The organism is Chryseobacterium sp. (genome assembly GCF_008831505.1).
Taxonomy (GTDB): domain Bacteria; phylum Bacteroidota; class Bacteroidia; order Flavobacteriales; family Weeksellaceae; genus Marnyiella.
In genome coordinates, this window is sequence record NZ_CP044507.1 from 111629 (window position 1) to 138222 (window position 26594).

Consider the following 26594-nt stretch of genomic DNA (forward strand, 5'->3'; position numbering starts at 1 on the left):
ATTTTTAAAAAAATTTGAATGAATAATAAAGGATTTAACTGGTTTTTTCCCATCGCTATCATGGCGTTCCTACTGTTCTTCGGGCGCGGGCTGTTCATGCCGTCCACCAGTTCCGAGATTACGGAGGAGCAGTTTTTTGATATGATGAAGGAAGGCAAAGTCCAGAACATCAAAGCATACAGGGATAACTTCACCGCCGATGTATTCCTGACACCGGAAGCACGTACCGCTTTGGCAAAGAATTCCGGGGACAGCAAAAGCCCTTTTGCGGCACTTGAAACTACTCCGGGACCGGATTACAACCTTAAATTCGGCGAACTCAGGCTTCTCATGGAGAAGTTTGACAAGGTAAAAGCCGAGAATCCCCAGCTTAAAACCACAATCAATGTGGATACTGCGGGGAGTTTAATGGAAAGTTTCCTGATCCAGATCGCTGTCGGGCTTATTATACTTTCTATCATTTACTTCATATTCTTCCGGAAAATGGCAGGTGGCGGCGGTCCGGGCGGACAGATTTTCTCCATCGGTAAATCCCGCGCAAAACTTTTTGACGAAAAGGATAAGGTGCAGACTACATTTAAGGATGTAGCGGGACTTGAAGGCGCAAAGGAAGAAGTGCAGGAAGTAGTGGATTTCCTTAAAAACTCGGATAAATACACGAAGTTGGGCGGTAAGATACCGAAAGGCGTGCTGCTGGTTGGCCCTCCGGGCACTGGTAAGACCCTTTTGGCAAAAGCAGTGGCAGGTGAAGCTAAGGTTCCCTTCTTCTCTCTGTCCGGTTCCGATTTTGTTGAAATGTTCGTTGGGGTGGGAGCTTCCCGGGTAAGGGATCTCTTTGCGCAGGCAAAAGCTAAATCACCGGCCATTATTTTTATTGACGAAATTGATGCCATTGGCCGTGCCAGGGGCAAAGGTAACTTTACCGGTGGAAATGACGAGCGCGAAAATACACTGAACCAACTGCTTACAGAGATGGATGGTTTTGGTACAGATACCAACGTAATTGTGATGGCCGCAACGAACAGGGCTGATATCCTGGATAAAGCACTTATGAGAGCCGGACGTTTCGACCGCTCTATCTATGTAGATCTGCCTGAACTGCATGAACGCCGCTCTATTTTTGATGTTCATCTTTCTAAGATTAAACTGGACGAAGGTATAGACCGGGAATTTCTGGCCAAACAGACACCTGGATTCAGCGGTGCTGATATAGCTAATGTCTGTAATGAAGCAGCGCTGATCGCGGCACGTAATAACCACGAATCTGTGACCAAGCAGGACTTCCTGGATGCGGTAGACCGTATTATTGGTGGTCTGGAAAAGAAGAATAAGGCTATTAAACCATCTGAAAAGCGCCGTGTTGCCTATCATGAAGCCGGTCATGCCGCCATTTCCTGGCTGGTGGAACATGCCGCACCCTTACTTAAGGTGACTATTGTGCCGCGTGGGCGTTCCCTGGGAGCTGCCTGGTACCTGCCGGAAGAAAGATCGCTTACGACTACAGAACAAATGTACGACGAGATTTGTGCTACATTAGGCGGACGCGCTGCTGAACAGACTGTATTTGGTAATATTTCTACAGGTGCACTGTCCGATTTGGAGCGTGTTACCAAACAGGCTCAAGCCATGGTAACCATCTACGGTCTTAATGAAAAAGTAGGAAACAGGTCCTATTACGACAGTAGCGGGCAGAGTGAATACAGCTTTGGCAAACCTTATTCGGAAGAGACGGCAAAGGTAATTGATGAGGAAATTTCAACGATTATTGAGAACCAGTACTCCCGAGCACTGAATATATTGGCAGAAAACCGTGACAAACTGGACAGTCTTGCCCGGAAACTGTTGGAAAAAGAGGTTATCTTCCGCGAAGATCTGGAGGAGATCTTCGGCAAAAGAGCCTGGGATCCCGAACTGACTGAACACCCTGTAAGCACGGTAGCAGGCTCAGTTTCTGAGGATAATCAGGCGTCAGTTCCTGACGAAAATACCGCTGCGCCAGACAGTCCTTCGCAACTTTAATGTATAAATAATCCCGGTATTCTTTTCTTAATGAACGGATACCGGGAATTTTTTGCTATTTAGTCAGTGTTTCCGGAGATTTGCTGAAATATTTTATATTTTTGTATTGATATCTAATTGAAGAAAGTTGAGTTTATTTAAAAGAATTGTCGGTAAGATAATGAACCAGCCTGAGGATAATGAAAATCAGAGCCTGGAAAAACTTGGGGATTCGCTTAAAAATGCGGATCTCGATTACAAGTTTGCGCAGCTATTTACCCATTCCGGCGGATTTTTTAATTATTGTGCAGATGAAGCTGAGGCTTTACAGATCCTGAATCAGATCATTAAGATAGAACAGGTGAAATCCGTGTTCTGCTGCGACCGGGATCTTAAGAACTTTCTGGATGTCGTAAAGGTTCCTTACACGGACAATTTGGAACAGTCCAATGATACAGCCTTTATAACCTGTGAATACCTGATCGCCTATGATGGCAGGATTATGCTTTCGCATAATAATATCAAGCATTTTCACTCCTCCCGTTTACCGGAAAAGATCATTGTAATGGCGAATGTTTCCCAAATTGTTTCTAACCTTAATGATGCCATGAGCAAGATCAAGCGAAACGGCAATGTTAAAAACCTGACCTCCATCAGCGGGAACCAGAATAAATTGGATGCGCCTACGCGTAACAGCACTAAGCTATTCCTTCTTCTTATTGAAGATTAGTAACAAACAGAACTATTTTGGATAAAAATTTAATTCAGCGTACCATTTCCGGGTTGGTATATATTCTGATAATTATGGCCTGTATACATCCGGCAGGTGCAGAATCAATTAATAAGGTCTTCCCTGATACTGTGAAACAGCATTACCTGTATTACGGGCTAATCAGTCTACTTTTCTTGGCCTCTGTGTGGGAATGTATGAAAATCATGAAATTCGGCACGGGGTATGAACGTTGGATTGTTCTTCCACTGGCATTTTTTGTTTTTTACCTTTTCAGTAAACGCTACTTTAATTTTGGATTTTATTACAATTTCAGACTGTCCGAAATCCTGGCGCTGTCCCTGATCATCATTGCCGTAGTTACCCTGTTTAAATTCAGTACGGAGCTGTACTATGACAGTGGTAAGCTGATCTTTACAGTAATCTATACCGCACTTCCTTTCGGCTTCGCACTTGGTTTGCCTAAGTATTCCGCCTTTCAGAATACTTTCAGTCTGGAGGTATTCTTCCTCTTTATCCTGATTTGGAGCAGTGATACATTTGCCTACCTTACAGGTAAGTTTTTCGGCAAACATAAGATGGCACCAAAGGTTTCACCTAAGAAAACCTGGGAAGGCTTTGCAGGTGGTGTGATCCTGACAATTATTCTTGCATTCTTTGTTGATAAATATTTTCCCGAACTTCGCGGGAACTGGATGGTCGTGGGTGCATTGATTGCCGTATTTGCGCCATTGGGAGACCTGGTGGAAAGCCAGCTTAAACGCAGTTTTGCGGTAAAGGATTCCGGAAATCTGATTCCGGGACACGGCGGTGTACTGGACCGGTTGGATAGTTTCATTATCTGCGCGCCTGTAGTATATTTGTACTTTATTTTAGAAAAACTTATTTAATACCATGAAACTTCACCGGGAATCCAAAGGGACCATTATAGTTGCCACCCTTATTTTTGCAGTTTTAAGCTTTTTAGCGGTTACTTTTCTTGAACTGTGGGCACTTGTTGTTATTGTCCCTCTTCTCGTTATTTACGGTCTTATATTTTGGTTTTTCCGTGTTCCAAATCGCGACATAGAAGACCATAAGGAAAATGTAATCGCACCTGTAGACGGCAAGGTGGTCATGATAAAGGAGGTGAATGAAGATGAATTCATTAAAGGGAAAGCTATTCAGGTTTCCATTTTTATGTCACCGCTTAACGTTCATATTTGCCGCTATCCGGTTTCAGGGAAGGTGGTCTATAAGAAATACCACCCAGGAAAATATCTTGTTGCCTGGCATGAGAAGTCATCTACCGAGAATGAAAGAACTACCGTAGCGGTTGAAAGTCTGACGCATCATCAGGTCGTGTTCAGGCAGATTGCTGGCTATGTAGCCCGGCGGATTGTTTTTAACTGTACTGAAGGGGACACCGCAAAGGCCGGGCATGAATTCGGCTTCATAAAATTTGGTTCAAGGATGGACGTGTTCCTGCCCCTGGATACAGAAATTATCTGTAAGATTGGAGATAAAACCAAGGGTGGATTAGATGTGATAGCCAGAATGAAGGCTTAGTCCCACTATATTTTAAAGCACAACAGTCCGGCATTGCCGGATTTTTTTGTATATTTTGGCAAACATTTTATTATGCGCCTAAAACTTTTTCCCATAATCTTTAGCTTTTTTCTTCTCACCGCATTTATCCGCTGCCAGGAGAAAACGGATCCCAGGCAGGCCGAACTTCAGAAACGCGATTCAATCCTGACCGTGAAGGAGAAGGAATTTGCTTTAAAAGCGGCAGATTATCAGGCGCTGCTCAAACTGCGGGACAGTCTGAACACCCCGATGGATACCATAGCTGTGAATCCGCTGCCGGCAGAGATTAACGGCACCTGGACAGGAAAGATCGTTTGTACCCATTCCAACTGCACCGATTATGTGGTGGGTGATGTACGTACAGACGAGTGGCAACTGTCCGCAGATGGCGGTAAAATTGTGGCAAAAAATGTGAACAAGACGGGTGTGGTCCGGATGTACACCGGTGAATATAGCGGAGGTAAAATTGTGCTGGCTTCCGAAACTTCTGCAGACGCCGCTTCACAGAGAACTTTCAGAATTGAGTTCGGTACAGTTTCTGCGGAACGTCTCGCCGGAACCCGGGAAATACAGGTAGACCAGTCCTGTACCTCGCAATTTTCAATTGAACTTGTAAGAAAATAATTATGAACGGTATGCTAAGTATCGCGGGCCATTTTGTGTTGCCCTTAGAGGACCCTATTCTTAAGTTCCTGGTCATTCTCATCATCATACTTTCAGCCCCCTTACTTCTTAACAAGATTAAGGTACCGCACCTTATCGGACTCATCATTGCAGGAGCGGTAATAGGTCCGCACGGATTCAATGTTCTGCCCAGGGATGCAAGTGTAGTCGTCATAGGCACCACAGGTCTGCTATTTATAATGTTTATGGCGGGACTGGAGATTGATCTTACTGAGTTCCGGAAAAACAAATGGAAAAGCCTCACATTCGGTATGTATACCTTCGCTATACCTCTTGCGCTGGGCATCGTGGCCGGATATTATATTCTGGGTTATGCAATACTCGTAGCTGTGCTTTTTGCCAGTATCTTCTCTTCACATACCTTGATTTCCTATCCGCTTATAAGTAAGCTGGGAGTGGCTAAGAACCGTGCAGTTAATGTAACAGTGGGCGGGACAATGATCACCGATGTTCTGGCACTCCTGGTCCTTGCGGTTTGTGTAGGTATGGCGCAGGGTACAGTTACATCAGCGTTCTGGATCCGGTTAACACTTTCGGTAATTGTATTTGCCGCTGTAGTGCTATTTGGGTTTCCCATAGTGGCGCGCTGGTTTTTTAAGAAAGTTCATGATAAGGTCTCACATTTCATCTTTGTCATGGTAATGATTTACCTGGCTTCCCTGTTTGCTGAATTGGCTGGTGTAGAGGCTATCATCGGCGCTTTTTTGGCGGGGCTGGCACTCAACCGGCTTATCCCTCATACCTCAGCACTGATGAACCGTATCGATTTTGTAGGAAACGCCATATTTATTCCCTTCTTTCTGATAAGTGTTGGTATGCTCATCGATTTCAAGGCATTTTTTAAAGATTTTGAAACCATCAAGGTGGCATTACTGATGACCGGGATCTCTTTGGGTGGAAAATATGTAGCTTCACTGGCCACACAAAAGACATTCAGGTTTACTGATGACGAAGGCAGGCTTATTTTCGGTCTGTCTTCAGCCTCCGCAGCGGCCACGCTCGCAACAGTAATGGTGGGGTACAATATTATTATCGGCGAGACAGAAAGTGGCGAGCCCATAAGACTTTTGAATGAAAGCGTCCTCAACGGCAGTATCCTCCTGATCCTTGTCTCCTGTACCGTTTCTTCCTTCGTCTCGCAAAAAAGCGGTAAAAATATCGCCGACGCAGAAAATGAAAACAGTATGAATGATGATACGGCTGATGAGGAAAGGATTCTGCTAGCACTGAATTATCAGGCCACTGCCGCACCTGTGACCAATCTGGCACTGCTGCTGAAATCCAAAAAGAATACAGAAGATGTCTTTGCCCTCAACATTATTAATGAAAAGGAAAATGAATCCTCTGAGAAAAACGCTGAGAAAATCCTTGGAACTGCTGCCGAAACTGCCGCAGCCGCAGACCTTAAACTCAACATGCTGAAGAGACATGATTCGGATGTAGTAAACGGCATCAACAATATGATCCGGGAACACAGGATTACTGACCTCATTATAGCGGTGGACAGTGAAAGGGGATTCACGTCCTCCTTCGTCTATAACCTTTACAATGGTTACCTAACTAACGAGACCACCAATCTGCTAGTGTATCATTCCGTACAGCCTGTGGCTACCATACAGGCCTATCATGTCCTGATTCCGCAGAATGCGCACAGGGAATCCGGATTCTTTAAATGTTTGCAGAAGGTGTGGAACATTTCAAGACATTCCGCTACTAAGATAGTTTTCTATGCCGACGAAAACACAATCCGCATGCTGGAAACAATTCAGAAAAAAGCGACGATAGATGCCGAATTCATTATCTTCAACAACTGGAAAGACCTTCCCCGGATTGCGGAAAAAATGAAAAATGATGAAGCACTTATCCTAATGATGGCCAAACGGGGGATGAAATCTTTCCATCCGGCTATGCAATCGGTAAGCTACCATCTTAATGATCACTTCAGCGGAAGGAATTATCTGCTGATGTATCCCTATGCCAATGGCAGCAGTACAGAAAGTACATTATATTCCAGAAGTGTTAACAATCCTGATGATTTTGCAGAAATAGGGAATTTGCTGGGTAACCTGTTTAAATAGTCTTATACTTTTATTCGAAGTTCTGCAGATCCACAAGTTTACGGTATACTCCGTCCTTTTCGTAAAGGTCGTTATGGTTGCCCTGTTCCACGATTTTTCCGCGTTCCATCACTACGATGGTATCTGCCTTCTGGATGGTTGAAAGCCTGTGCGCAATAACCAGCGAAGTGCGGTTCTGCATCATTCTTTCCAGGGCATCCTGAACAAATCTTTCGGATTCAGTATCCAGGGCTGATGTGGCTTCGTCCAGGATCATTATCGGTGGATTCTTCAGTACCGCACGTGCTATGGAAAGACGCTGTTTCTGACCGCCGGAAAGCTTCCCGCCGGCCTCGCCGATTCCTGTCTCGTAGCCCATTGGCAGTTCAGCAATGAAATCGTGGGCATTGGCGATCCTGGCGGCACTTTCCACGCGGTCTTTGCCTGCGGAGAGGTTACCCAGCGCGATATTGTTGGAAATGCTGTCGTTAAAGAGAATATTGTCCTGAGTAACCAACCCGAAGAGTTGGCGGTAGCTGGACAGTTTCAGGTTTTTAATGTTGATGCCGTCTATGAGTATTTCACCGGACTGAACATCATAGAACCGAGTAATAAGGTTGGCAATGGTACTTTTCCCACTCCCGCTCTGACCTACCAGGGCGACACTTTGTCCTTTGGGGATTACGAGTGAGAAGTTCTCCAGGACTTTTCGGTCTTCGTAAGCAAAGCTGATATTTCTGAATTCAATCTTGTCCTTAAACTCATTGATTTCCACTGCGTTTGAAATTTCCTTAAGCTGGTAGTCTGCATCCAGGATTTCAAAAACCCGCTTTGCCGAAACTTCGCCCTTCTGGAAGTTGGAAATGGAATTGGAAAGTCTTTTCAGTGGGTCCAGAATGGTATAGAACAGGGAAATATACACTATAAACTCAGCGCCCGAAAGGCCGTTGCCCTGCAGGGCCAGTTTTCCGCCAAAATAAACGATCATACCGATGGTAGTAGCTCCCAACAGTTCACTTACAGGCGAGGCCAGCGCTTTCTTTTTAAACAACCTGAGAGACAGATGACGGATGGTATTCAACGTATTGTCGAAACGGGTACGGATCTGGTCGGACGCGTTGAATATTTTAATCACTTTAAGGCCTACCAGGGTTTCATCTACGTATGAGTAAAGTTTACCCAGCTCATTTTGGGCTTCGCCGGTATCCTTCTTCAGACTTTTCCCTATAATTGAAATCAAGGTGCCCATTACAGGGAATACTATGAGGGTAAATACCGTCAGTTCGAAATTGGAGTAGAGCAAATATCCCATGGTAAGGATAATGACGATGGGAGAGCGGATGATATCAATTAAACTGTTCAGGATATTGCCCTCAATCTCACCTACATCCGAGGTGATCCTGGCAAACACATCGCCCTTCCGGGTATCGGAGAAGAAAGCTACGGGCAGTTCCAGGATCTTGCTGTGCAACTGGCTCCTGAAGTCGCGCGAAACGCCGGTGCGTGAGTAGGTAAGGTAAAATTCCGAAAAATAGCTGAAAACATTACGAAGCAGGAACATACTGATAAACATAATGCATGTTACAAGAAGCACATACTCCGGCCCGCGGTCCGCTTCCATCTGCTGTATAAAGTAGTTGAAGCTGTCCTTACCATAGGTAGCAAGGGTGGTTACATCACCATTATACTTTGGCTCCGTAAGGAGAACCTCATTTCTTTTATCGAAAAGGATGTTTAGAACGGGTATGAAACCCAGCATGGCAAAGATGTTGAAAACTGCATACAAGATATTGAAGAAGATACCCAGTGCAATGCTGCTTTTATAAGGTAAGATGTACTCTATTGCCCTTTTATAGTAATTCATTAAAGCTGTTTGAAGCGCAAAATTACATAAATCCCGTCAATAAGCCCATTGTTGCAAGTCGCGGGCTGGCACAAAGAAAAACAGCTCCCAAAACGGAAGCTGTTCTTACACTCAAAAAAATCGCTGTAAGGTTACCGGATACGGTCTGCAGATTTTACGAGCAATGTATCCTTACGGATATTGCTGTTTGCCAACAAAAGACAGAACAGCGCCACCAAAGGAAAAACGAGCTCAATACCTTTCTCAGGAAATGACATTCCTCCAGATAAGATTAGCACCCAATATAACAGTAAACCCGTCAACAAAACGTTTATCAGCATGCTGATGTTATTCAGCAGGATTTGTCGGGATCTGTTTTTATAACTGAAAATGGAGATCATTCCCAGCAACACGCAAAGCACAGCCAGGGCAGGAATGATATACGTACTGCCAAAAATTTCTACATCCATTGCGGTGAAAGGCAGGACCAGGGCCGCCAGCACGGCCAGAAACATAAAGACGGTTTGTATTCTCTGCAGCATTTTCAGATCGTAAGGGCCAAAAATAGTACAAATTTTGCATATTTCAAAAATAAGTGTAGATTTGCATTACGAATTCTAAAGAATAGCCGCCCGGCTGAACTTTTACAAACTCTACTTACATCATTTTTTACGTAACACACCCTATATATGTTTAACTTAGAAATACTAAGGTCTAAATCCATTGCGGAACTGACCAAAATTGCTAAGGATTTGGAGGTGAAGCTGCCCAGAAACAGCGATGAAAATACCATTATTTTCGCCATACTGGACTTTCAGGCTTCCAACTCCAAAACTGCAAAGGAGTATTATAAAAGCACAGAGAAGGCTGCTGCATCAGCAGAACCCGAAAGTGCACCGGTACAGAAAGCCGCGCCTAAAACGCCCAAAAAACCGGCGGCAAAAAAGAAACCTTCCGCTGCCAAAACTGAGGCCGATCCCATGCCTGCCATGATTGAAATCACTGAAACGCCAGTGGAAGAACCTGACTCAGAGCAGAAACCGGCTACAGAAGAAGCTCCCAAAGAAAAGCCGGCAAGGCAGCCCAGAAAGAAAAAAGAACCTGTAGTACCGGAACCGGCAGTCGCTGCGGAAGAACCAACTGCCGAAACAGAGCAACCTAAAGAAGAGGTTTCAAAACCTAAAACTCAGAAGCAGGAACAGAGCAGACCTCAAAAGCAGCAACCACAGCAAAACAGACCTGTTCAGCAGCAGAACCAGGCTCAGCAATCCCAGAATCAGGGACAGCAGCAGCCCCAGACACCTCCACAACAACAGCAGCAGGGTCAGAATCCACAACAAAACCGCAACCAGTCTCAGAACAGCGGAAACCAGAATGAGAACCGTCCTCAGGGCGGAAATCAGCATAAAAATCAAAAACATCAGCGCAACCAGGATAACCAGGAAGAAACTGAACCGAAAAAGGAATACAGCTTCGACGGTATGGTAACCATAGAAGGTGTGCTGGAAATCCTGCCGGATAATTACGGATTCCTCCGTTCACCGGATTTCTCCTATATCTCCTCTCCCGACGACGTTTATGTATCTACCGCTCAGATCCGCAATTACGGACTGAAGACCGGCGACGCTGTAAAAGGGATTGTAAGGCTGCCAAAGGAAGGAGAGAAATACTTCTCCCTGATGAGGCCGGTAGAAGTAAACGGCCGCGACCTGGCGTTTATAAAAGACCGCGTTTCGTTTGAATACCTAACGCCACTTTTCCCTGAAGAGAAGTTTAATCTTGCAGGCAAAGGTTCTACCCATTCCACACGTATCGTCGATTTATTTTCGCCGATCGGTAAAGGTCAGCGTGCCATGATTGTGGCGCAGCCTAAGACAGGTAAGACCATGTTGCTTAAGGATATTGCGAATGCGATCTCAGCCAATCACCCGGAAGCATATATGATGGTCCTTCTTATTGACGAAAGACCGGAAGAAGTTACCGATATGGAAAGAAGCGTAAATGCGGAGGTTATTGCCTCTACATTCGACGAAGCTGCAGAAAAGCATGTAAAAGTAGCCAACCTTGTCCTTGCAAAGGCACAGCGCATGGTAGAGTGCGGTCACGATGTGGTGATCCTGCTGGATTCCATTACCCGTCTGGCCAGAGCCTATAATACGGTAACACCTGCTTCAGGTAAGATCCTTTCCGGAGGTGTAGATGCCAACGCTCTGCACAAGCCAAAACGTTTCTTCGGAGCGGCACGTAATATTGAAGGCGGCGGATCACTGACCATCATTGCCACAGCACTTATTGATACAGGCTCCAAAATGGATGAGGTAATCTTTGAAGAATTTAAAGGTACCGGAAATATGGAACTTCAGCTTGACAGAAAGATTGCCAATAAAAGAATCTATCCTGCCATTGACCTGGTTGCATCCAGCACGCGTAAGGACGACCTGCTTTTGGATGAAACCACCACACAGCGTATGTGGATCCTGAGGAAATATTTATCAGATATGAATCCGATGGAGGCGATGGAATTTGTAAACCGCAACATTAAAGGAACCCAAAGCAATGAAGAGTTCCTGATGAGCATGAACAAATAATATTTATCACCATAAAAATTAAACTGCCCTGAAGATATTCGGGGCAGTTTTTTGTTGACGTGAGGTTCTTGCTCTCTTAGTATGCAACAGTATAGGAGATAGCAATTTGGTTTTGGTTGGAGCTTAATTCCTTCCATTGACTTACAACCTGCCCATCGGGATTTAAATATATACATTATGTGATTCGTTTTACAGGAACACACACTCAGTTACAGGGGCTCCCGCTTTCTCAAATGCAAAATAAAATTAAAAAGTGGAAGCTTGATCAAACAATCTATGAGAGAAAAATACGAGAACAAAATTTAAATATCCCTGATAATGGTTTTATTAATCAAAATGGATTGGAAAAGGTATTTTTTAAACTCTGCAGAATATGGGATTGCAAATCTAATAACTTTGCAACGCGTATTTGACAATAATGAAATTTATAGTATAACACAAAATAGTGATGGATCTTTAAATTCCCCGTCACTTTGTAAATAAAAATAATATGAAAGTGATTTTAAAAAAAATCTTGCCTGTTATACTTACAAAACTAAATGCCGCTCAGTTCAACTGGATGTATTCGCCAAATTCAAGTATGATTTAATGGTGATGTCTGCCCTCCCGGCCAGGATTTAAAAATCTACCTTCATGTTACCGGAAATTTAGTATTTACCAAACAGTAAAAGCAAACTGCCGCCAGCGTTTTCGCTTCTGTCTATCCTTTTTATTATTTTTTTAAGAAACTTTATAAGGCAAAGATTTTTCCTAATCCTTATCTTTGAGAATTAACTTTAAAAATAACAGCATTATGTCATTCGAATTACCACAGTTAGGATATGCTTACGACGCGTTAGAGCCTACCATTGATGCAAGAACAATGGAAATACACCACACAAAACACCACCAGGCGTACATTGACAACCTGAACAAGGCTATTGAAGGTACTGAACTTGAGGGAAAATCCATTGAAGAGATCTGCAAAACAGGAACGGACAAGGCGGCGGTTAGAAACAACGGCGGCGGACACTTCAACCACACTCTTTTCTGGGAAATCATGACTCCCGGTGGCATTAAGGAGCCTGTAGGAAATGTGAAAGCGGCCATTGAAACCTATGGCGGTATGGAGAAATTCAAGACCGATTTTGCCGAAGCTGCCAAGACAAGATTCGGCTCCGGATGGGCGTGGCTTTGCAAAAAAGGCGATGGTTCGGTAACTGTTTGTTCTACACCCAACCAGGACAACCCACTGATGCCGGTATCTGACTGTCAGGGAACGCCGGTTCTTGGACTTGATGTTTGGGAGCACGCCTATTACCTGAACTACCAGAACAAAAGACCTGATTACGTTGCAGCGTTCTTCAGCGTTATTAACTGGGATAAAGTAGAGGAGCTTTTCAATAAATAAGCTTTTATCATATAAAACAGAAGGTCCGGCAACTTGCCGGACCTTTTTGCTATCTTGAATAATCCATGGCGCTAAGGCCGGTAAATCTTAGTTTGTATTTCCAGTTCACAAAGGCGAATACCTGATAGAGTTTATACTCGAAATCCAGACCGTAATTTTCATTAGGATCGTAGTCTATTGAAGATTCTATGATGTTCCTGTAACGTCCGGACATATAATAGGAGTTCCACTCGTTTACCAGGCTTCTGTTCCGGTTTCGAAGGGTTTCCAGTGAGTACATGCTTTTAGGCTTGGCAATGGCATTCATAAAGTAATCAAACTGTGAGTCAATTACAGTCAGGTCCCATTCACCATCATCTTCTTTATTTTGTTTAATGGTGGTGTCGTTACCTTTGTTCTGTTGGGAAGTACAACTCATGCCTCCAAAATAGAGCGCGAGTAAAAAGATCAGCTTTTTCATGTTGAATCAGATATATAGGTAAAGCTACAAATTACCGACCATAAAAAAACCGGAACAGCAATCCCGGTTTAAATTTAATTACAGGCAGTTACCTGGCTGGTGTATATTCTCTCTGAAGCACAGAAACGGCAGGGAAGTGGTCACTGTAACCTCCTGTGTAGCGGTCGCCGTCCCAGGAACGGTAAGGATAACCTTTCCATTGACCCTGCGAGTTTACAAGGTAAGACGGTGCGAAAATCTCAACTTTGTACACAGAATAGGTGCCCGTCATTTTCTCCGGTGAATACAGGTTTTTTGAAACAATGATCTGGTCGAACAGGTTTGGTGCATCACGGTAGGCCAGTGAGGCAACACCTGCTTTGTACAGTTTGGTCATCAGGTTGTAGTACGGCGATTTATCAGAAAGCTCAGAAGGTTCACCTACGGCACCCAGATGTTTCCTTAAACTTGGGCTCACGGGGTCGTCGTTAAAGTCACCCATGGCGATAAGCTTGATGCCCGGACTTTCGGCACTGGCTTTATCCATCTCTTCTTTCAGCGCTGCAGCGGCAGCGATACGTCTTGGCAGTGAACGGGCTTCGCCACCGCTCCGGGAAGGCCAGTGGTTCATGAAGACCGCGATTCTTTCGCCGTCAAGCAGGCCTTTCATCACGATAATGTCACGGGTATAAACCCTTTTGCCTTCATCGTCAAAGATCTTGATTTCCTTTTTATAGGTTTCCGTTGGGCGGAATCTTTTTTTCTGATAGATAATGGCATTGTCTACACCCCGTGCGTCATATGAATTGAAGTGCACGATGCCGTAATCACTTTTTGCCAGTAAGGGTTGGCTGATGAGGTCCTGCACCACCTGGCGGTTTTCAATTTCAAGAAGACCCATAATGGCTGGATTGTCATTGGTATGCTGACGGCCAAGTTCTGAAATTACCTTTGCCAGTTTGCCCATCTTGTCGTTGTACTTCTGGGTGTCCCAGTTCTTGGCACTGTTGGCAGTGAAATCATCGGCTAGGACCTGTTTTCTGATGACTTTCTTGCCTATCAGCAGTTCGTCGCTCCAGGGGCCACGGTAGTCCTCAGTGGTTTCCATCAGCTCTATAGAATCCAAGGGTACACTGCGGTGAAATGCCGGATTATTCCTGTTTTTGGTCCCGTCTATATAATCGAAGGAGGGAACAGTGTCCCAAAGGTTTTCCACGTTCATGAAAGCAACGGTGGCGCGCTGCACCTGCTTTTGCGAAAATACCATTCCGAAGCACAGTGTGGCGGTGATAATCAGATATTTTTTCATTACAATATTTACGGTTATTTTAAGGGTGTAAAATTAATAATTATTTGACATCTAAACTGCAAAATAGTTAAAAATAGATTCGTGATAATATGTGCCGCAGAAGGTTTTAAAATGCTGAAAATGTCTTTATAAGGTCCGCAAGGGTTCTGTTGAGTTTGATTCAATAAAATGTTAAATATGTTTAACTTAACAAAAATTAAGTTTAATTTTGCAGCCCTTTATGGAACCAGTATAAAAAGTAAATTTTAAATAATTTGTTATGATTAAAAAACTGTCCTTAATCTCATTGTTTACACTGCTGCCTGCGTCTTTTTACTTCGCGCAGACCACTGTGTATGCTTATGTAAAGGATGCCGCAGGAAAACCCGTTGAGAACGCCGAAATCGATCTGGCACAGTCCGGCAACGATGTAACGGCCGACAAGATCGGATATTTCCAGTTTGTAGATATGCAGCCCGGCCGCTATCTGATTACTGTTTTCAAACCAAGCTTTGAACCAAAAATTGTGGAGTTCGAAGTTTCGGCAGATGAAAAAAGAAAGGATCTGGGCGTGATCAGTCTAAATCCTTCGCCTACCGATGCGGGCGTATTGGTTATTGACGATTCTGCAGCCGACAATGACGAAGGTGGTTCGTCCATGCAGCCTACCATTGGTCTGTTAAGTTCAGGAAGAGACGTGTTCCAGAGTGTTACGGCCTTTGAACTGGGTGCCTACTGGTTCCGCCCGAGAGGTGTTGAGAACCGGTATGAAGATATTCTGTTCAATGGAGTTTCGATGTCCAAGAATGATGATGGCAGAGTGGATTTCAGTAACTGGGGCGGTTTGAACGACGTTACCCGTTACCCTTTTGAGAACGTGGACAATATTACACCATCTGAATATACCTTCGGTAACCTGGGAGGTGTGGTATATTACAATACCCGTGCTTCCAGCTACCGTAAGCAAACTTCTCTGGCTTACTCCTTTACCAACAGAAGCTATTTCCACAGAGCAATGGCTACTTATTCCAGCGGTCTTACAAAGAACGGCTGGGCTTTTACATTCTCGGGAAGCCGCAGGTGGGCTGATGATGGTGTGATAGACGGTACTTATCAGGATTCTTACGCCTATTTTGCTGCAATTGAAAAACAGTTCAGCTCCAGACACGCAATTAACTTCACCGCTTTTGGTGCACCTACTTACCGGGCTTCCAATTCTCCTAATACTCAGGAAACGTATGACCTGATGGGTAAGAATTATAACTCCTACTGGGGATGGCAGGATGGTGAAAAAAGAAATTCAAGGATCAGGAGGGTATTTGAACCTGTTTTCATGCTTACAGATTATCTGAAATTAGGCGAAAACAGTAACTGGACCAATACCATTTCCTATCAGTTCGGACGCGACGGACGCAGCAGGCTGGACTGGTTCCACGCTGCAGATCCTAACCCAACCTATTACAGAAAATTACCGGGATATATGTACAGCGGCTTCCAGCTGCCGAACTCCGATGGTGGAGAGAATATCACGGATGCCGAACAGGCACAGTTTAATGACTATGTGAACCAGTGGCAAACCAATCCGCTCATCAGTCAGATAGACTGGAATTCCCTTTATTCAGCCAATATCCTGAACCGGTATGACATGAACGGGAACGAGCAGGGTGCGGTTTATACCATTGTGGAGGACGTTAATAAAGATAAAACTTTGAACTTTGCCTCTCACTTCGATACGAAACTTGCTTCCAACTGGAAACTGAACCTGAACTTCAACTATCAGAACCTGAAGTCGGATAATTTCCGTGAATTGAAGGACCTTCTGGGCGCGTTGTATGCCAACGACCTGAACGCATTCAACAATGATGCACCGAATGATGCAGACAATCCGGGTCGTCGGGTAATGGAAGGCGACAGAACACAGTATTCCTACGATCTTTTGCGTAATACCTATGCTCTGAACGCTTCTACAGAAGTGGATTTCCCAAAGTGGAATGTGATGGCCTCTGTGTTCTCTTCTTATTCTGAATCGCAGCGCGAAGGTAAGTTCAGAAACCCTCTTTATGCTGACAGCAAAGGAAAAAGTGATATTTACGATGCGTTTGACGCCGGGATTAAAGGTAGAGTGACCTATAAAATAGACGGACGTAACTTCATCGTTTATAACGGTGCGCTTTTCAGTCTGGCACCAACTCTTAATGAGATCTTCATCAATCCGAGGGCTACAAACCTTATTACTCCGGGGGTAGAAAATCAGATTATCAACTCCAACGACCTGAGCTACATCCTGAGAGGTCAGATCCTGAAACTGAGACTGGGTGCTTATCACACCACAATGAATAACGCTACGGAAATCTCCAGATATTATGTGGATATCTCCAGTGAGACTGCAGATCAGGGTAATGCACTTGTTGCTGAGGTGTTAAGCGGCATCAACAAAACCTACAAAGGTCTTGAACTGGGTGCTGAAGTTAAGATTACACCAACCCTTTCTGCAAATGCGGTTGCAAGTTATGGCGATTACAGAATAACCAATAACCCGACCGTCTATACTACGGATGATGACAGTGTTGAGCGTTTGGGTAGCCCTGTACGTGAATGGGGAACCGCTCAGCTGAAGGATTATAAGGTTGCCGGGACACCTCAAAAGGCTTATTCCTTTGGACTTAGATATAATTCAACAAAATTCTGGTGGTTAGGTGCTTCCGCAAACTATCTGCAGGATCAGTTCCTGGATTTCTCCGCACTTAACAAGACCGCTGCGCTTTATACAGATCCTGTTACCGGCGACAATTATCCGGGAGTTACTCCGGAGCAGATCGCAAGACTGACCGCTCAGCAGAAATTTGAAGACCAGTTTATGCTGAATGCCAATGCAGGTAAGACATTTGTGTACGGAAAGTACAGGATGGGCGTGAGTGTAAGTGTGAACAATATCCTGAACAACAGGGATTATGTAACAGGTGGGTTTGAGCAGGGCAGAAATGTAAACTTCCCTGAATCACTGGCCGATGCCAACCGTACCTACAGCTATTTTGGTCCTAAATTATGGTATGACAGAGGAAGGACCTTCTTTGCAAATGTTTATTTAAGATTCTAATAATAAAAAGACGATAATGAAAAAATACAGTTCATTTCTAAGATCTCTGTACTTCATGATGGCGGCCCTGCTTATTACGGGTTGTGTACATGATGATATTTATGATGATCCTAATCTGGCCGGCTACGAATGTAAAGACCTTACGGCCAATATGACCATAGGCCAGGTGAAAGCGCTGAAACAGCCTAACGTAGCTTATGTGTTTCCGGATGCTTCAGCCCCGGAAATGATTATGGAAGGATATGTTTCATCTACAGACGAGTCCGGAAATATTTACAAAACCATCTACATCCAGGATAATCCGGAGAATCCTACCCATGGTTTCACCATCAGTGTAGATGCTGTAAGCACATATACGAAGTTCCCGCAGGGATCCAAAGTATACATTAAGCTGAACGGTTTGGCGCTTGGAACGTATGGCGGACTTATACAGCTTGGCGTAAAGAATGCTGCTGCTACGGGACCTGATGCAGTTTCCAGAATTCCTGAAACCGCAGTTCCTGCACACATTTTCAGATCCTGTACAGAACGTGCGAAGATTGTACCTAAGGTGCTTACCCTTGCCCAGATGACTTCAGCGAATGACGACCTGCTGGGTGCTTTGATACAGATTAACAATGCTGAATTTGACCGTACTGTTCTGTGCTCAGTTTTTGCACCGGACGGTGCTAGTGTAGACCGCCGTATTAACGATGGAACGACTACTGCTACGAGAGTCGTGAGAAACAGTGGTTTTGCTTCTTTTGCCAACCAGACCCTGCCAAGCGGGAACGGAACTTTCGTGGGAATCATGAGTAAGTTCAACTCTACTTACCAGATGTACATCAATAAGATCTCCGACCTGGATATGAATAACTTCCCAAGGCTGGATGGTATCGCGGCGGATCCGTGTGCCCTGGACCTTACGGGCCTTACACCAAAGACTGTTCAGGAAGTGAAGCAGATGTTCAGTGGTTCACTAACTGAAATTACCGGTAACTACGTTCTTAAAGGTAAGGTAACCGCTAATGACGAAACAGGTAACCTTTTCAAATATATTTATATTGAAGATGCGACAGGTGGTATACGTGTGAATATCAACAAAAACAACCTGTACCAGGATGCCAGATTTAAAGTTGGGAAAGAAATATACATCAAACTTAATGGACTGTACATTAGAAACGTGAGTGGTGAGCTGCAACTTGGTTCAAACGACTCCAGCTCCGCTATTAATTACAGAGTAAAAGAAGATGATGTATACAAAACATTCTTTGATAGTAAGAAACCTTTGTCTGCACCGGTTCCAACCGAAAGAACGATTACCCAGCTTACAATGGCCGATGTGGGAAGATGGATTAAGATTAAAAATGTCAGATTTTCAGAGAGCGATCTGGGAGAGGTTTATGCAGCGGGTGGAGCAACTAACAGGACGTTATTAGACTGTGCTGGAAATCAGATTCTACTTAGAACAAGTAATTTTGCGAGTTTTGCTGATAAAATTGTAGATCCTGGACAAGGTGATGTATATGCAATTCTCAGCGTTTTTAATGGTACGTACCAACTTTGGATTCCAAAACAAATTCATGCTGATTTTGATAATCCAAGATGTGACAGCGCTGTACCACCATCAATCCTTCTGAACGAAGAGTTTGAATCATCCTTTAATAGCGGAAACTTTACAGCAGTTAATGTTTCTGGAGTACAGGTTTGGGGAACCTCAAATCAGGGGCAGAGTAACTATTATGCAATTATGAATGGCTTTGCTAATGGTACGAACAATGCTAATGAAGACTGGTTGGTGTCTAAGGAGATTTCCTTAGCAGGATTCAGTACTATAAATCTTACTTTCGATTCAGATGTCCGCTATAATGGATCCCCTTTGAAATTATACGTAACGGAAAATTATTCCGGCGATCCTACGACAACAGTTTGGACCGAACTATCTGCAACTTTTGATACGAACAATAACGCCTGGGGCTTTGTAAATTCTGGTAATATCAGCCTGAATGCGTACTCCGGCAAGAATATCAGAATCGCATTTAAATACGTTTCAACTACTTCCGGTGCAAATACCTGGGAACTCGATAACGTAAAGATTAAGGCAAAACAGTAACGTTCTTAGTCTTGTAATAATTAAAGCAATCTCATTTGAGGTTGCTTTTTTGGTTGATAACAATTAATCCTATTCTAACCACTGAGCTATAATCGCAGCTTGATTTACAGTTTCCTGCTCTTAAAATTTCGGGCAATTCCAATTTTAGGAATCTAACTGAAACAAAAAACCCTGACTTGGTCAGGGAGTAAATTTTTTAATAGTGCTATTTAACTAAAACGACACTTCATTCACCTCTTTTCCTCTCTGGAAGTTCATTGTTTTCTGATTTCCTTTGTAAGCAATGTTCACCAAATTAAACTGCCTTGGAAAAGTACCCAGGAGAATAGTGTTTTTGATCTTCATACTGTTTACCTCGCCTACTCCTCCCGATTCAAAGTATACCCAAACTGTCTCACCTTTTACCTGACTTCCAGTAAATGTCAGGGTCTTTGGGGTGCCGTTCACGTACACGTCGAAATTATTGTTCACATATTTCTTTACCTCAGCCTCAAACTGAGCAGTATTCGGATTGATTTTTATGGCGTCCGAAATATGGCTCGTATTCAGTTTTGTGGTGAATTTAAGTGTTTTGCTGCCTTCTACAAAATCCACCTTGGTCATTGATGAATAAAAGTCCTGCGAAGCAAAACTCAGCATCACCATAATGGCGAAAATGGAAATTATATGTAAATATTTTTTCATCTTTTTATCATTTTTATTGCATTAAAGCAATTCTACAAATTTTGACAAATTATATGCCAACTAGAAGTTTACCCCAATGGTGTATTTGTCGTAGAACGCCTTGATATGAGCCACGGCCTCATCCGCTGTATCAACAATGCGATACAGGTTCAGGTCCTCTTCAGAGATCATTCCGTCCTTTAGTAGTGTTTGCCTGAACCAGTCCAACAGGCCACTCCAGAAATCCGAACCTACCAGTATCACGGGAAACCGCGCAATCTTAGCGGTTTGTATGAGCGTAAGTGCTTCAGAAAGTTCATCTAAAGTTCCGAATCCACCGGGCATTACAATGAAACCCTGTGAATATTTAACAAACATTACCTTCCTCACAAAGAAGTAGTTGAAATCCATTGAATAGTTTTTATCTATATATGGATTAAAATGCTGCTCAAATGGTAAGTCAATATTAAGACCGATTGATTTTCCCTCACGCTGTCTCGCACCTTTGTTGCCGGCCTCCATAATTCCTGGCCCTCCGCCGGTAATGATCCCAAAACCGATATCTGTAATTTTTTCAGCAATCTCAACGGCCAGCTCATAATATTTGTCTCCTTCCCGCAGCCTGGCCGAGCCGAAAATGGAGACGCAGGGACCTATCTTTGCCAACTTATCATAGCCATCCACAAGTTCCGCCATGATCTTGAAGACCATCCAGCTGTCTTTGCCAATGGACTCATCCCAAGTCTTTTCACGAAAGTGGCTCTGTACACGCTGGTCCAGTTCTTCCTCCGGCCCGGTCATCACTTTGGTCAGGCCTTTTCCTCTCTTTATTTTACTCATAAATTTCTTATTTAAAATACTTTTCGGCAATGGCTACAGCTTCCGGTTTTCCTACATCCACTAAATTTGCAGTATTCTCAAAGCCATAAATCTCTTCCGTTCGCATCAGATCCAAATACTCTTCCATTATAGAAAAGCTTCCCGTACGACGGATTTTACTGAAAATGGTACTGTTAATGCAGTGTATGCCGCTAAATGCAAGTGGCTTAAAATCTAAGTTTGGCTCTGCGAGCCGTTCTGCACCTGTTTCCAAATTAACCCATCCGCGCAGCAGTCTTTCCTCGTTAAAAAGCAGCTTTCTGGAGCTCTTTCGGTCCGAAACCGCGAGGGTGACAAAATTCTCGTTGTCCTGATGACTTTTCACCAGGTCAGAAATATTCAGATCGGTTAAAATATCTGCATTCATAATGAGGAAATCAGCCTCAGATTCAAGGAATGGCTTGGCAAAGACCAGTCCGCCGCCGGTTTCCAGTAGCTCTGCCCGCTCATCAGAGATTTCAATCTTCGCGCCAAAATTGTCATTCATGATCAGGAACTGTATGATCTGATCCCCAAAGTGGTGTATGTTGATTACAAAATCATTAATTCCATGGGATTGCAGGTATTTTATATTCCTTTCCAGTAAGGGCACGCCGTTTACAGGTGCGAGCGCCTTAGGGTGATGGTCTGTGAAGGGTTTCAGACGAGTGCCTTTTCCGGCGGCAAAAATCAGTGCTTTCATAAGCCGTACTTAAACTGCAGTTTCACTGTTAAGTTGTGGCTGCTCATCATGATGCACAATGACCTTAGCCTGCGGGTATTTTTCCCGAATAAATGCCGCTGTTTTTTCAGCACAGTAAACCGAACGGTGCTGTCCGCCGGTGCAGCCGAAATTGACCTGAAGATGCTCGAACCCCCTTTCAAGGTAATTTTCAATACTTATAGAGATCATATTCTGCACCAGGAGAAGGAATTTGGGCATTTCTGTTTTGGTTTCCAGATATTCCTGCACCGAAAGGTCGCGGCCTGTCTGGACTTTGTATTCTTCAATCCGACCCGGATTCAGTATGCCCCGGCAGTCAAAGGCAAAACCTCCACCGTTGCCGGTATGGTCTTTCGGTATTCCGCCCTTTTTGTACGAAAAACTGTGTATATCTACTGTTAAACTCATTCTTTTCTTAATATGTGATTAATTCTATTCCTTGTTTCGCTGCTATATAGTGTTTCTGTCAACTTCTTCAGCTCGGGATAATGATCCATGTCAGGCCAGTTTTTACCCAATTGAAAAAGGTTTTCTATTCCTGCATCCAGGCTGCTGATGAAGTGCTGTTTTCTCTGAATAAGACCACGGAAGCCATAAGCACCTAAAACCTGCATAAAGCGGATGAGTTGCAGCGGACCGACAGATTGCTTCAGTTCCAGGCGCACTGAAGGATCCGTATGCATGTCAACGAAGTAATCCAGCATCTCCGCACGGAAGTCCGCCGGGAAGTTAGCCCTGGCCTGGAAGAGAAATGAGATCACATCGTACATGGCCGGCCCTTCCATCGCCGACTGATAATCGATGAAAAATACCTCATCTTCCTCATTCACCATAATATTCCGCGACTGAAAATCCCGAAGCATAACGCAGCGGGGCCCCAAATGGGAAAGTCTGGTAGTCAGTGTCCGGAATTCCTGAAGCAGACGGGCTTTGTGATAAGGAAGTTCCAGTACGTCTGCAATGAAGCTCTTGAAATAAAAAAGATCATTCTGCACAGGGAGTTCATTGTAGGAATCATACTCAAAAGCGTTGCTGAAATCGATTTTACCGGCAGTTTGCTGCTGCAGTTGATAAAGGTTTACCAGCGTTTTCTTTACGAGTAAAGCAACCCTTTCCGTAATACCCTCGTCAGCGATGATTTCGGAGAGTGTCCTGCTGCCCAGGTATTCCTGGATATATAATGTTCTGTCCGCCGAAATCCTGAAAATTTTTGGGGTATTGAGTTGCAGTTCCTGAAAAGCCTGTGTCAGATAAAAGAAAGACTCATTTTCCCGGATATTCCTGTTACTTGTAACAATAAAGCTGCGTTCTCCGGAGATGGCGACATAGTTTCGCCGCGGGGAGCCGCTTTCGGGAAGTGCGTAAAAAACGGAACATGCAGTGCCGGTATAATTTTCAAGAAACTGTTGAGCTTTTTCCAAATGACAAGACTATCCCGCAAATATAACACATTGAATGTGATTTGTTATATTTGCCGCAGCATGCATTTCATCAGCAAAAAAAGCAGTAGTAATATGATGGTTGAAAGGTTGATTAGAGGAGAATCTGTTAAAAGGGATATAATGAGAAAGTGGTTTACGGTGTTATTTTCGGTGATGATGGTATTAGGTTCAGCACAGTCTAAAAAAACATCGGCAGCGGTAAAGGCTCAGGCAGCAAAACCGGCTTCAGCCGTAATAAACCCGGACATTCCCGCGCTTATTCCCACCAAACGAAACGGTTTATTCGGCTTTGCCAATCAGCAGGGTAAGGTCATCATCAAGCCGGAATACAGCAATGTTGGCTTTTTTACAGAGGACTGTAACCTATTGAACTCTCCCAACGTGAAAGCCAGGAAATTCGGCAGTGCAAGTTATGCTTCCGTGCGCCATCAGGGAGTGGATTTCCGCATAGACAGGACCGGCAAAAGGGTTTATCAGTATAAAGATGCGGACCTGGCCCAATGTCCTTTTGTGTTTATGAAGCAGCGGTTTCATGCCTACGTTCGCAGCGGTTTCTATGGCATTATAGAGCAGCCCTATTTTAAAAGTGAAGACGATTATCGCAGCTATGTAATTTATCCGCAGTATCAGTACCTCCATATTCTGGAAGGCGATGACCTGGACCGGCCCATGATTGTGGCTTCGCAGAATGACCGGTTCGGTATTATCGATATTAATAACAACGTCGTGATCCCGTTCGAATATTCCGATATCAAAAGAAATTACAGCTGGAAACTGGCAAAACTCTTTGAGGTGACCAAGGACGGTGTGAACTATTTTTATATTGATGCCCAAAACAAAGGCTACTGATAAATTTTTTGTATTTTCGCGCCATAAAATTTAAGGGGTGCTGTAAAAAGCTGAGATTATACCCAATGAACCTGGAACAGGTAATGCTGTTTAGGGAGCGGTCTGCGGATCTTTTATTGTATAATTTTTTACGTCCCCTTTTATTCAATTAATCTTAAAAATTAAAAGAATGAAAGGATTTGCTATTTTAGGACTTTGCGCTGGTCCTGTCTATTTTGCGCAATCTATGCCGGCTGACACGGCAAAAATTCAGGAAATTGAAAGTGTAACCTTTACAAAACGTCTGCCCGTTGCACGTGAAATCGTAAACGTGGCAAAGGACCTGGACCACAAAAACCTGGGTCAGGATTTGCCTGTACTCCTCAAAAACCAAACTTCAGTAGTGGCCACCTCCGATGCGGGAAACGGAATTGGTTATACCGGTTTCAGGATTCGTGGTGTGGGAGGAAGTGGCATTAATGTGATGATGAATGGCGTACCTTACAATGATTCGGAATCGCAGGGGACTTTCTTTGTCAATGTGCCCGACCTTACCAGTTCGGCGTCGCAAATCATCATCCAGCGGGGTGTGGGTACCTCATCCAACGGTGTTTCCGCATTTGGAGCTACCGTAAATGTAATTTCCAAAGATCCCGCCGAAACATTTTACGTCCGTTCCGACAATTCATTCGGTTCGTTTAACACCTATAAATACTCGGCTGAGGTTGGATCAGGAAAATTCTGGAAAAACCGCTTAAGTTTGATGGGTCGGTATACCGGCATACAGTCAGATGGTTATATAGACAGGGCAGCTTCTGATCTTAAGTCCTATAACCTGAGTGCCCTTTTTGAGGAAGGGAATACGGCTGTGAGATTCCTTGCGTTCGGCGGCAGGGAAAAAACCTATCAGGCCTGGAACGGCATTGACCGCGAAACCTGGCTTACAAAACCACGGACCAACTTCTCCGGGGCTATTTATGATTCCAATTGGGAAAATATCGTAGGTTTTTACGATAATGAAACCGATAATTATCGCCAAAACCACTACCAGCTGCTCTGGAACCAGCGTTTTAACCCACAGTGGAAACTGGAAACCACTTTGCACTATACAAAAGGCAGGGGCTTCTACGAAAACTATAAGCAGGGAGCGGATTATTCAAAATACAACCTTCCCGACCAGGGTGCTTCGGAATATTCAGATTTCATCCGCAAGAAATGGCTGGACAATGATTTTTACGGCGGAGTAAGCACACTCTATGGCAAGTTTGATAATCTGGATCTGAATATCGGCCTTGTAGCAAACCATTATTTCGGTAAACATTTCGGTGAGGTGTCTGATGTGTATGTACCAAATATTTCGGGGCACGAATACTACCGCAACAACGGTGTTAAAGATGAGCTTGCAGGTTTTGCGAAAGCAATTTACCGCCTGAATAAGCTAGAAATCTTTGGTGATTTGCAGCTGCGTAATATTTCGTACAATACCGAAGTAATTATGGAAGGCGACGGTGAAGGCATGAATCTAAGTAAAGAATGGCTTTTCTTTAATCCAAAGTTTGGTTTGAATTACCTGATCAATTCCGGGAAAATCTTCTTATCATATGCTCATGCGCAGCGCGAGCCCAGCCGCGATGATCTTTTTGCCAACACGCAGACCCAGCCGGAAAAACTGCATGATTTCGAAGCCGGATTGGAAAAAACACTGGGTAATGTAATGCTTACAGCCAACTTGTATTTCATGAACTACCGTAACCAGCTGGTTCTGAGCGGAAAGATTAACGATATTGGTGAGTTTATACGCGAAAACAGCGGAGAAAGTTACAGGACCGGTATCGAACTGGGAGCCGCGGCAAAATTCTCCGAAAAGTGGAACGTCTCCGGTAATCTGAACGTCAGCCGAAACCGCAACCGCAATTTTATCCGGCAGGATGCCAGCGGAATTCAAAACCTGGGCGATACACCCATTTCCTTTTCCCCAGATATGATAGGGAATCTTATGGTGAATTATACTCCTCTTAAAAATTTCACCCTGGGCTTGCAGAATCAGTATGTAGGCAAACAGTTTCTGGACAACACCAATGATGCCCAACTGCAGTTGGATGATTACCTGCTTACCGATTTTAATGCGAGATATATTCTGAGCCTGAAAAAAACAGATTTGGACTTCAAGCTCCTGGTCAATAATATTTTGGACCGTAAATATGTGAATAACGGTTATGTTTATGATGGCTCACCCTATTACTTCTCCCAGGCAGGCATTAATTTTATGTTCGGAGTTTCTGTTTTACTGAAGAAATAATAGGT

The 26594-nt window shown here is 43.9% G+C and carries 21 protein-coding genes and 1 riboswitch; of the genes, 12 read left to right on the forward strand and 9 right to left on the reverse strand.

Annotated features, from left to right (window positions below; genetic code table 11):
* The first annotated feature begins 18 nt into the window (after window positions 1-18).
* From ftsH to F7R58_RS00585, 6 genes are all read left to right on the forward strand, one after another.
* The gene (gene ftsH / locus F7R58_RS00560) at window positions 19-2019 is read left to right on the forward strand and encodes an ATP-dependent zinc metalloprotease FtsH (protein WP_158063082.1); all 2001 of its coding nucleotides are present in this window, start codon (window positions 19-21) and stop codon (window positions 2017-2019) included.
* Between the two features lie 127 nt (window positions 2020-2146).
* Window positions 2147-2728, forward strand: coding sequence for an LUD domain-containing protein (locus tag F7R58_RS00565; RefSeq protein ID WP_158063083.1), 582 nt, complete (start codon window positions 2147-2149; stop codon window positions 2726-2728).
* A 17-nt stretch (window positions 2729-2745) separates the two neighbouring features.
* Complete coding sequence (locus F7R58_RS00570; RefSeq protein ID WP_158063084.1) at window positions 2746-3618, forward strand: phosphatidate cytidylyltransferase; 873 nt, start codon at window positions 2746-2748, stop codon at window positions 3616-3618.
* 4 nt (window positions 3619-3622) lie between these two features.
* A complete protein-coding gene (locus F7R58_RS00575; RefSeq protein WP_158063085.1) occupies window positions 3623-4276 on the forward strand; it encodes a phosphatidylserine decarboxylase family protein in 654 nt (217 codons plus the stop codon).
* A gap of 72 nt (window positions 4277-4348) precedes the next feature.
* A complete protein-coding gene (locus tag F7R58_RS00580) occupies window positions 4349-4921 on the forward strand; it encodes a hypothetical protein (RefSeq protein ID WP_158063086.1) in 573 nt (190 codons plus the stop codon).
* Window positions 4922-4932: 11 nt separating this feature from the next.
* Window positions 4933-7059 carry a cation:proton antiporter gene (locus tag F7R58_RS00585; RefSeq protein ID WP_158063087.1) on the forward strand — a complete coding sequence of 709 codons (2127 nt, stop codon included), beginning with the start codon at window positions 4933-4935 and terminating at the stop codon, window positions 7057-7059.
* Between the two features lie 10 nt (window positions 7060-7069).
* On the opposite strand, the gene F7R58_RS00590 is transcribed toward F7R58_RS00585, so the two are convergent.
* Together F7R58_RS00590 and F7R58_RS00595 are read right to left on the reverse strand one after the other, a co-directional pair.
* Window positions 7070-8902, reverse strand: a complete 1833-nt coding sequence (locus F7R58_RS00590) for an ABC transporter ATP-binding protein (protein ID WP_158063088.1) — start codon at window positions 8900-8902, stop codon at window positions 7070-7072.
* 131 nt (window positions 8903-9033) lie between these two features.
* Window positions 9034-9423, reverse strand: coding sequence for a DUF4293 domain-containing protein (locus tag F7R58_RS00595; protein WP_158063089.1), 390 nt, complete (start codon window positions 9421-9423; stop codon window positions 9034-9036).
* A gap of 147 nt (window positions 9424-9570) precedes the next feature.
* Between F7R58_RS00595 and rho the strand changes: the two genes are divergently transcribed.
* Window positions 9571-11469, forward strand: coding sequence for a transcription termination factor Rho (gene rho / locus F7R58_RS00600; RefSeq protein ID WP_158063090.1), 1899 nt, complete (start codon window positions 9571-9573; stop codon window positions 11467-11469).
* A gap of 793 nt (window positions 11470-12262) precedes the next feature.
* On the forward strand, window positions 12263-12859 hold the full coding sequence (locus F7R58_RS00605) for a superoxide dismutase (protein ID WP_158063091.1): 597 nt from the start codon (window positions 12263-12265) through the stop codon (window positions 12857-12859).
* 49 nt (window positions 12860-12908) lie between these two features.
* Here the strand turns inward: F7R58_RS00605 and F7R58_RS00610 are convergent, their stop codons facing one another.
* Complete coding sequence (locus tag F7R58_RS00610) at window positions 12909-13319, reverse strand: DUF6146 family protein (protein ID WP_158063092.1); 411 nt, start codon at window positions 13317-13319, stop codon at window positions 12909-12911.
* Window positions 13320-13407: 88 nt separating this feature from the next.
* Window positions 13408-14607, reverse strand: a complete 1200-nt coding sequence (locus F7R58_RS00615) for an endonuclease (RefSeq protein WP_158063093.1) — start codon at window positions 14605-14607, stop codon at window positions 13408-13410.
* A 259-nt stretch (window positions 14608-14866) separates the two neighbouring features.
* On the opposite strand from F7R58_RS00615, the gene F7R58_RS00620 reads away from it, so the two are divergent.
* Window positions 14867-17683, forward strand: a complete 2817-nt coding sequence (locus F7R58_RS00620) for a TonB-dependent receptor (protein ID WP_158063094.1) — start codon at window positions 14867-14869, stop codon at window positions 17681-17683.
* 16 nt (window positions 17684-17699) lie between these two features.
* Entirely contained in the window at window positions 17700-19775 is a 2076-nt protein-coding gene (locus tag F7R58_RS00625) for a DUF5689 domain-containing protein (protein ID WP_158063095.1), read from the forward strand.
* Between the two features lie 213 nt (window positions 19776-19988).
* On the opposite strand, the gene F7R58_RS00630 is transcribed toward F7R58_RS00625, so the two are convergent.
* From F7R58_RS00630 to F7R58_RS00650, 5 genes are read right to left on the reverse strand one after another with little or no spacing between them, the layout of a single operon-like run.
* On the reverse strand, window positions 19989-20459 hold the full coding sequence (locus F7R58_RS00630) for a DUF6702 family protein (RefSeq protein WP_158063096.1): 471 nt from the start codon (window positions 20457-20459) through the stop codon (window positions 19989-19991).
* 60 nt (window positions 20460-20519) lie between these two features.
* Entirely contained in the window at window positions 20520-21239 is a 720-nt protein-coding gene (locus F7R58_RS00635; RefSeq protein WP_229723879.1) for a TIGR00730 family Rossman fold protein, read from the reverse strand.
* Between the two features lie 46 nt (window positions 21240-21285).
* Window positions 21286-21999 (reverse strand): NDP-sugar synthase, encoded by a 714-nt coding sequence (locus F7R58_RS00640; RefSeq protein ID WP_158063098.1) that lies wholly within the window; start codon window positions 21997-21999, stop codon window positions 21286-21288.
* 9 nt (window positions 22000-22008) lie between these two features.
* Window positions 22009-22428 (reverse strand): RNase adapter RapZ, encoded by a 420-nt coding sequence (locus F7R58_RS00645; protein WP_158063099.1) that lies wholly within the window; start codon window positions 22426-22428, stop codon window positions 22009-22011.
* Entirely contained in the window at window positions 22425-23441 is a 1017-nt protein-coding gene (locus F7R58_RS00650) for an aminoglycoside phosphotransferase family protein (RefSeq protein ID WP_158063100.1), read from the reverse strand. Before F7R58_RS00650 ends, F7R58_RS00645 begins: the two co-directional genes overlap by 4 nt.
* Window positions 23442-23582: 141 nt before the next feature.
* Between F7R58_RS00650 and F7R58_RS00655 the strand changes: the two genes are divergently transcribed.
* Window positions 23583-24311 carry a WG repeat-containing protein gene (locus tag F7R58_RS00655; RefSeq protein WP_158063101.1) on the forward strand — a complete coding sequence of 243 codons (729 nt, stop codon included), beginning with the start codon at window positions 23583-23585 and terminating at the stop codon, window positions 24309-24311.
* A gap of 23 nt (window positions 24312-24334) precedes the next feature.
* Window positions 24335-24425: riboswitch (TPP riboswitch) on the forward strand.
* A gap of 55 nt (window positions 24426-24480) precedes the next feature.
* Window positions 24481-26589, forward strand: a complete 2109-nt coding sequence (locus F7R58_RS00660; RefSeq protein ID WP_158063102.1) for a TonB-dependent receptor — start codon at window positions 24481-24483, stop codon at window positions 26587-26589.
* Window positions 26590-26594: the final 5 nt, after the last annotated feature.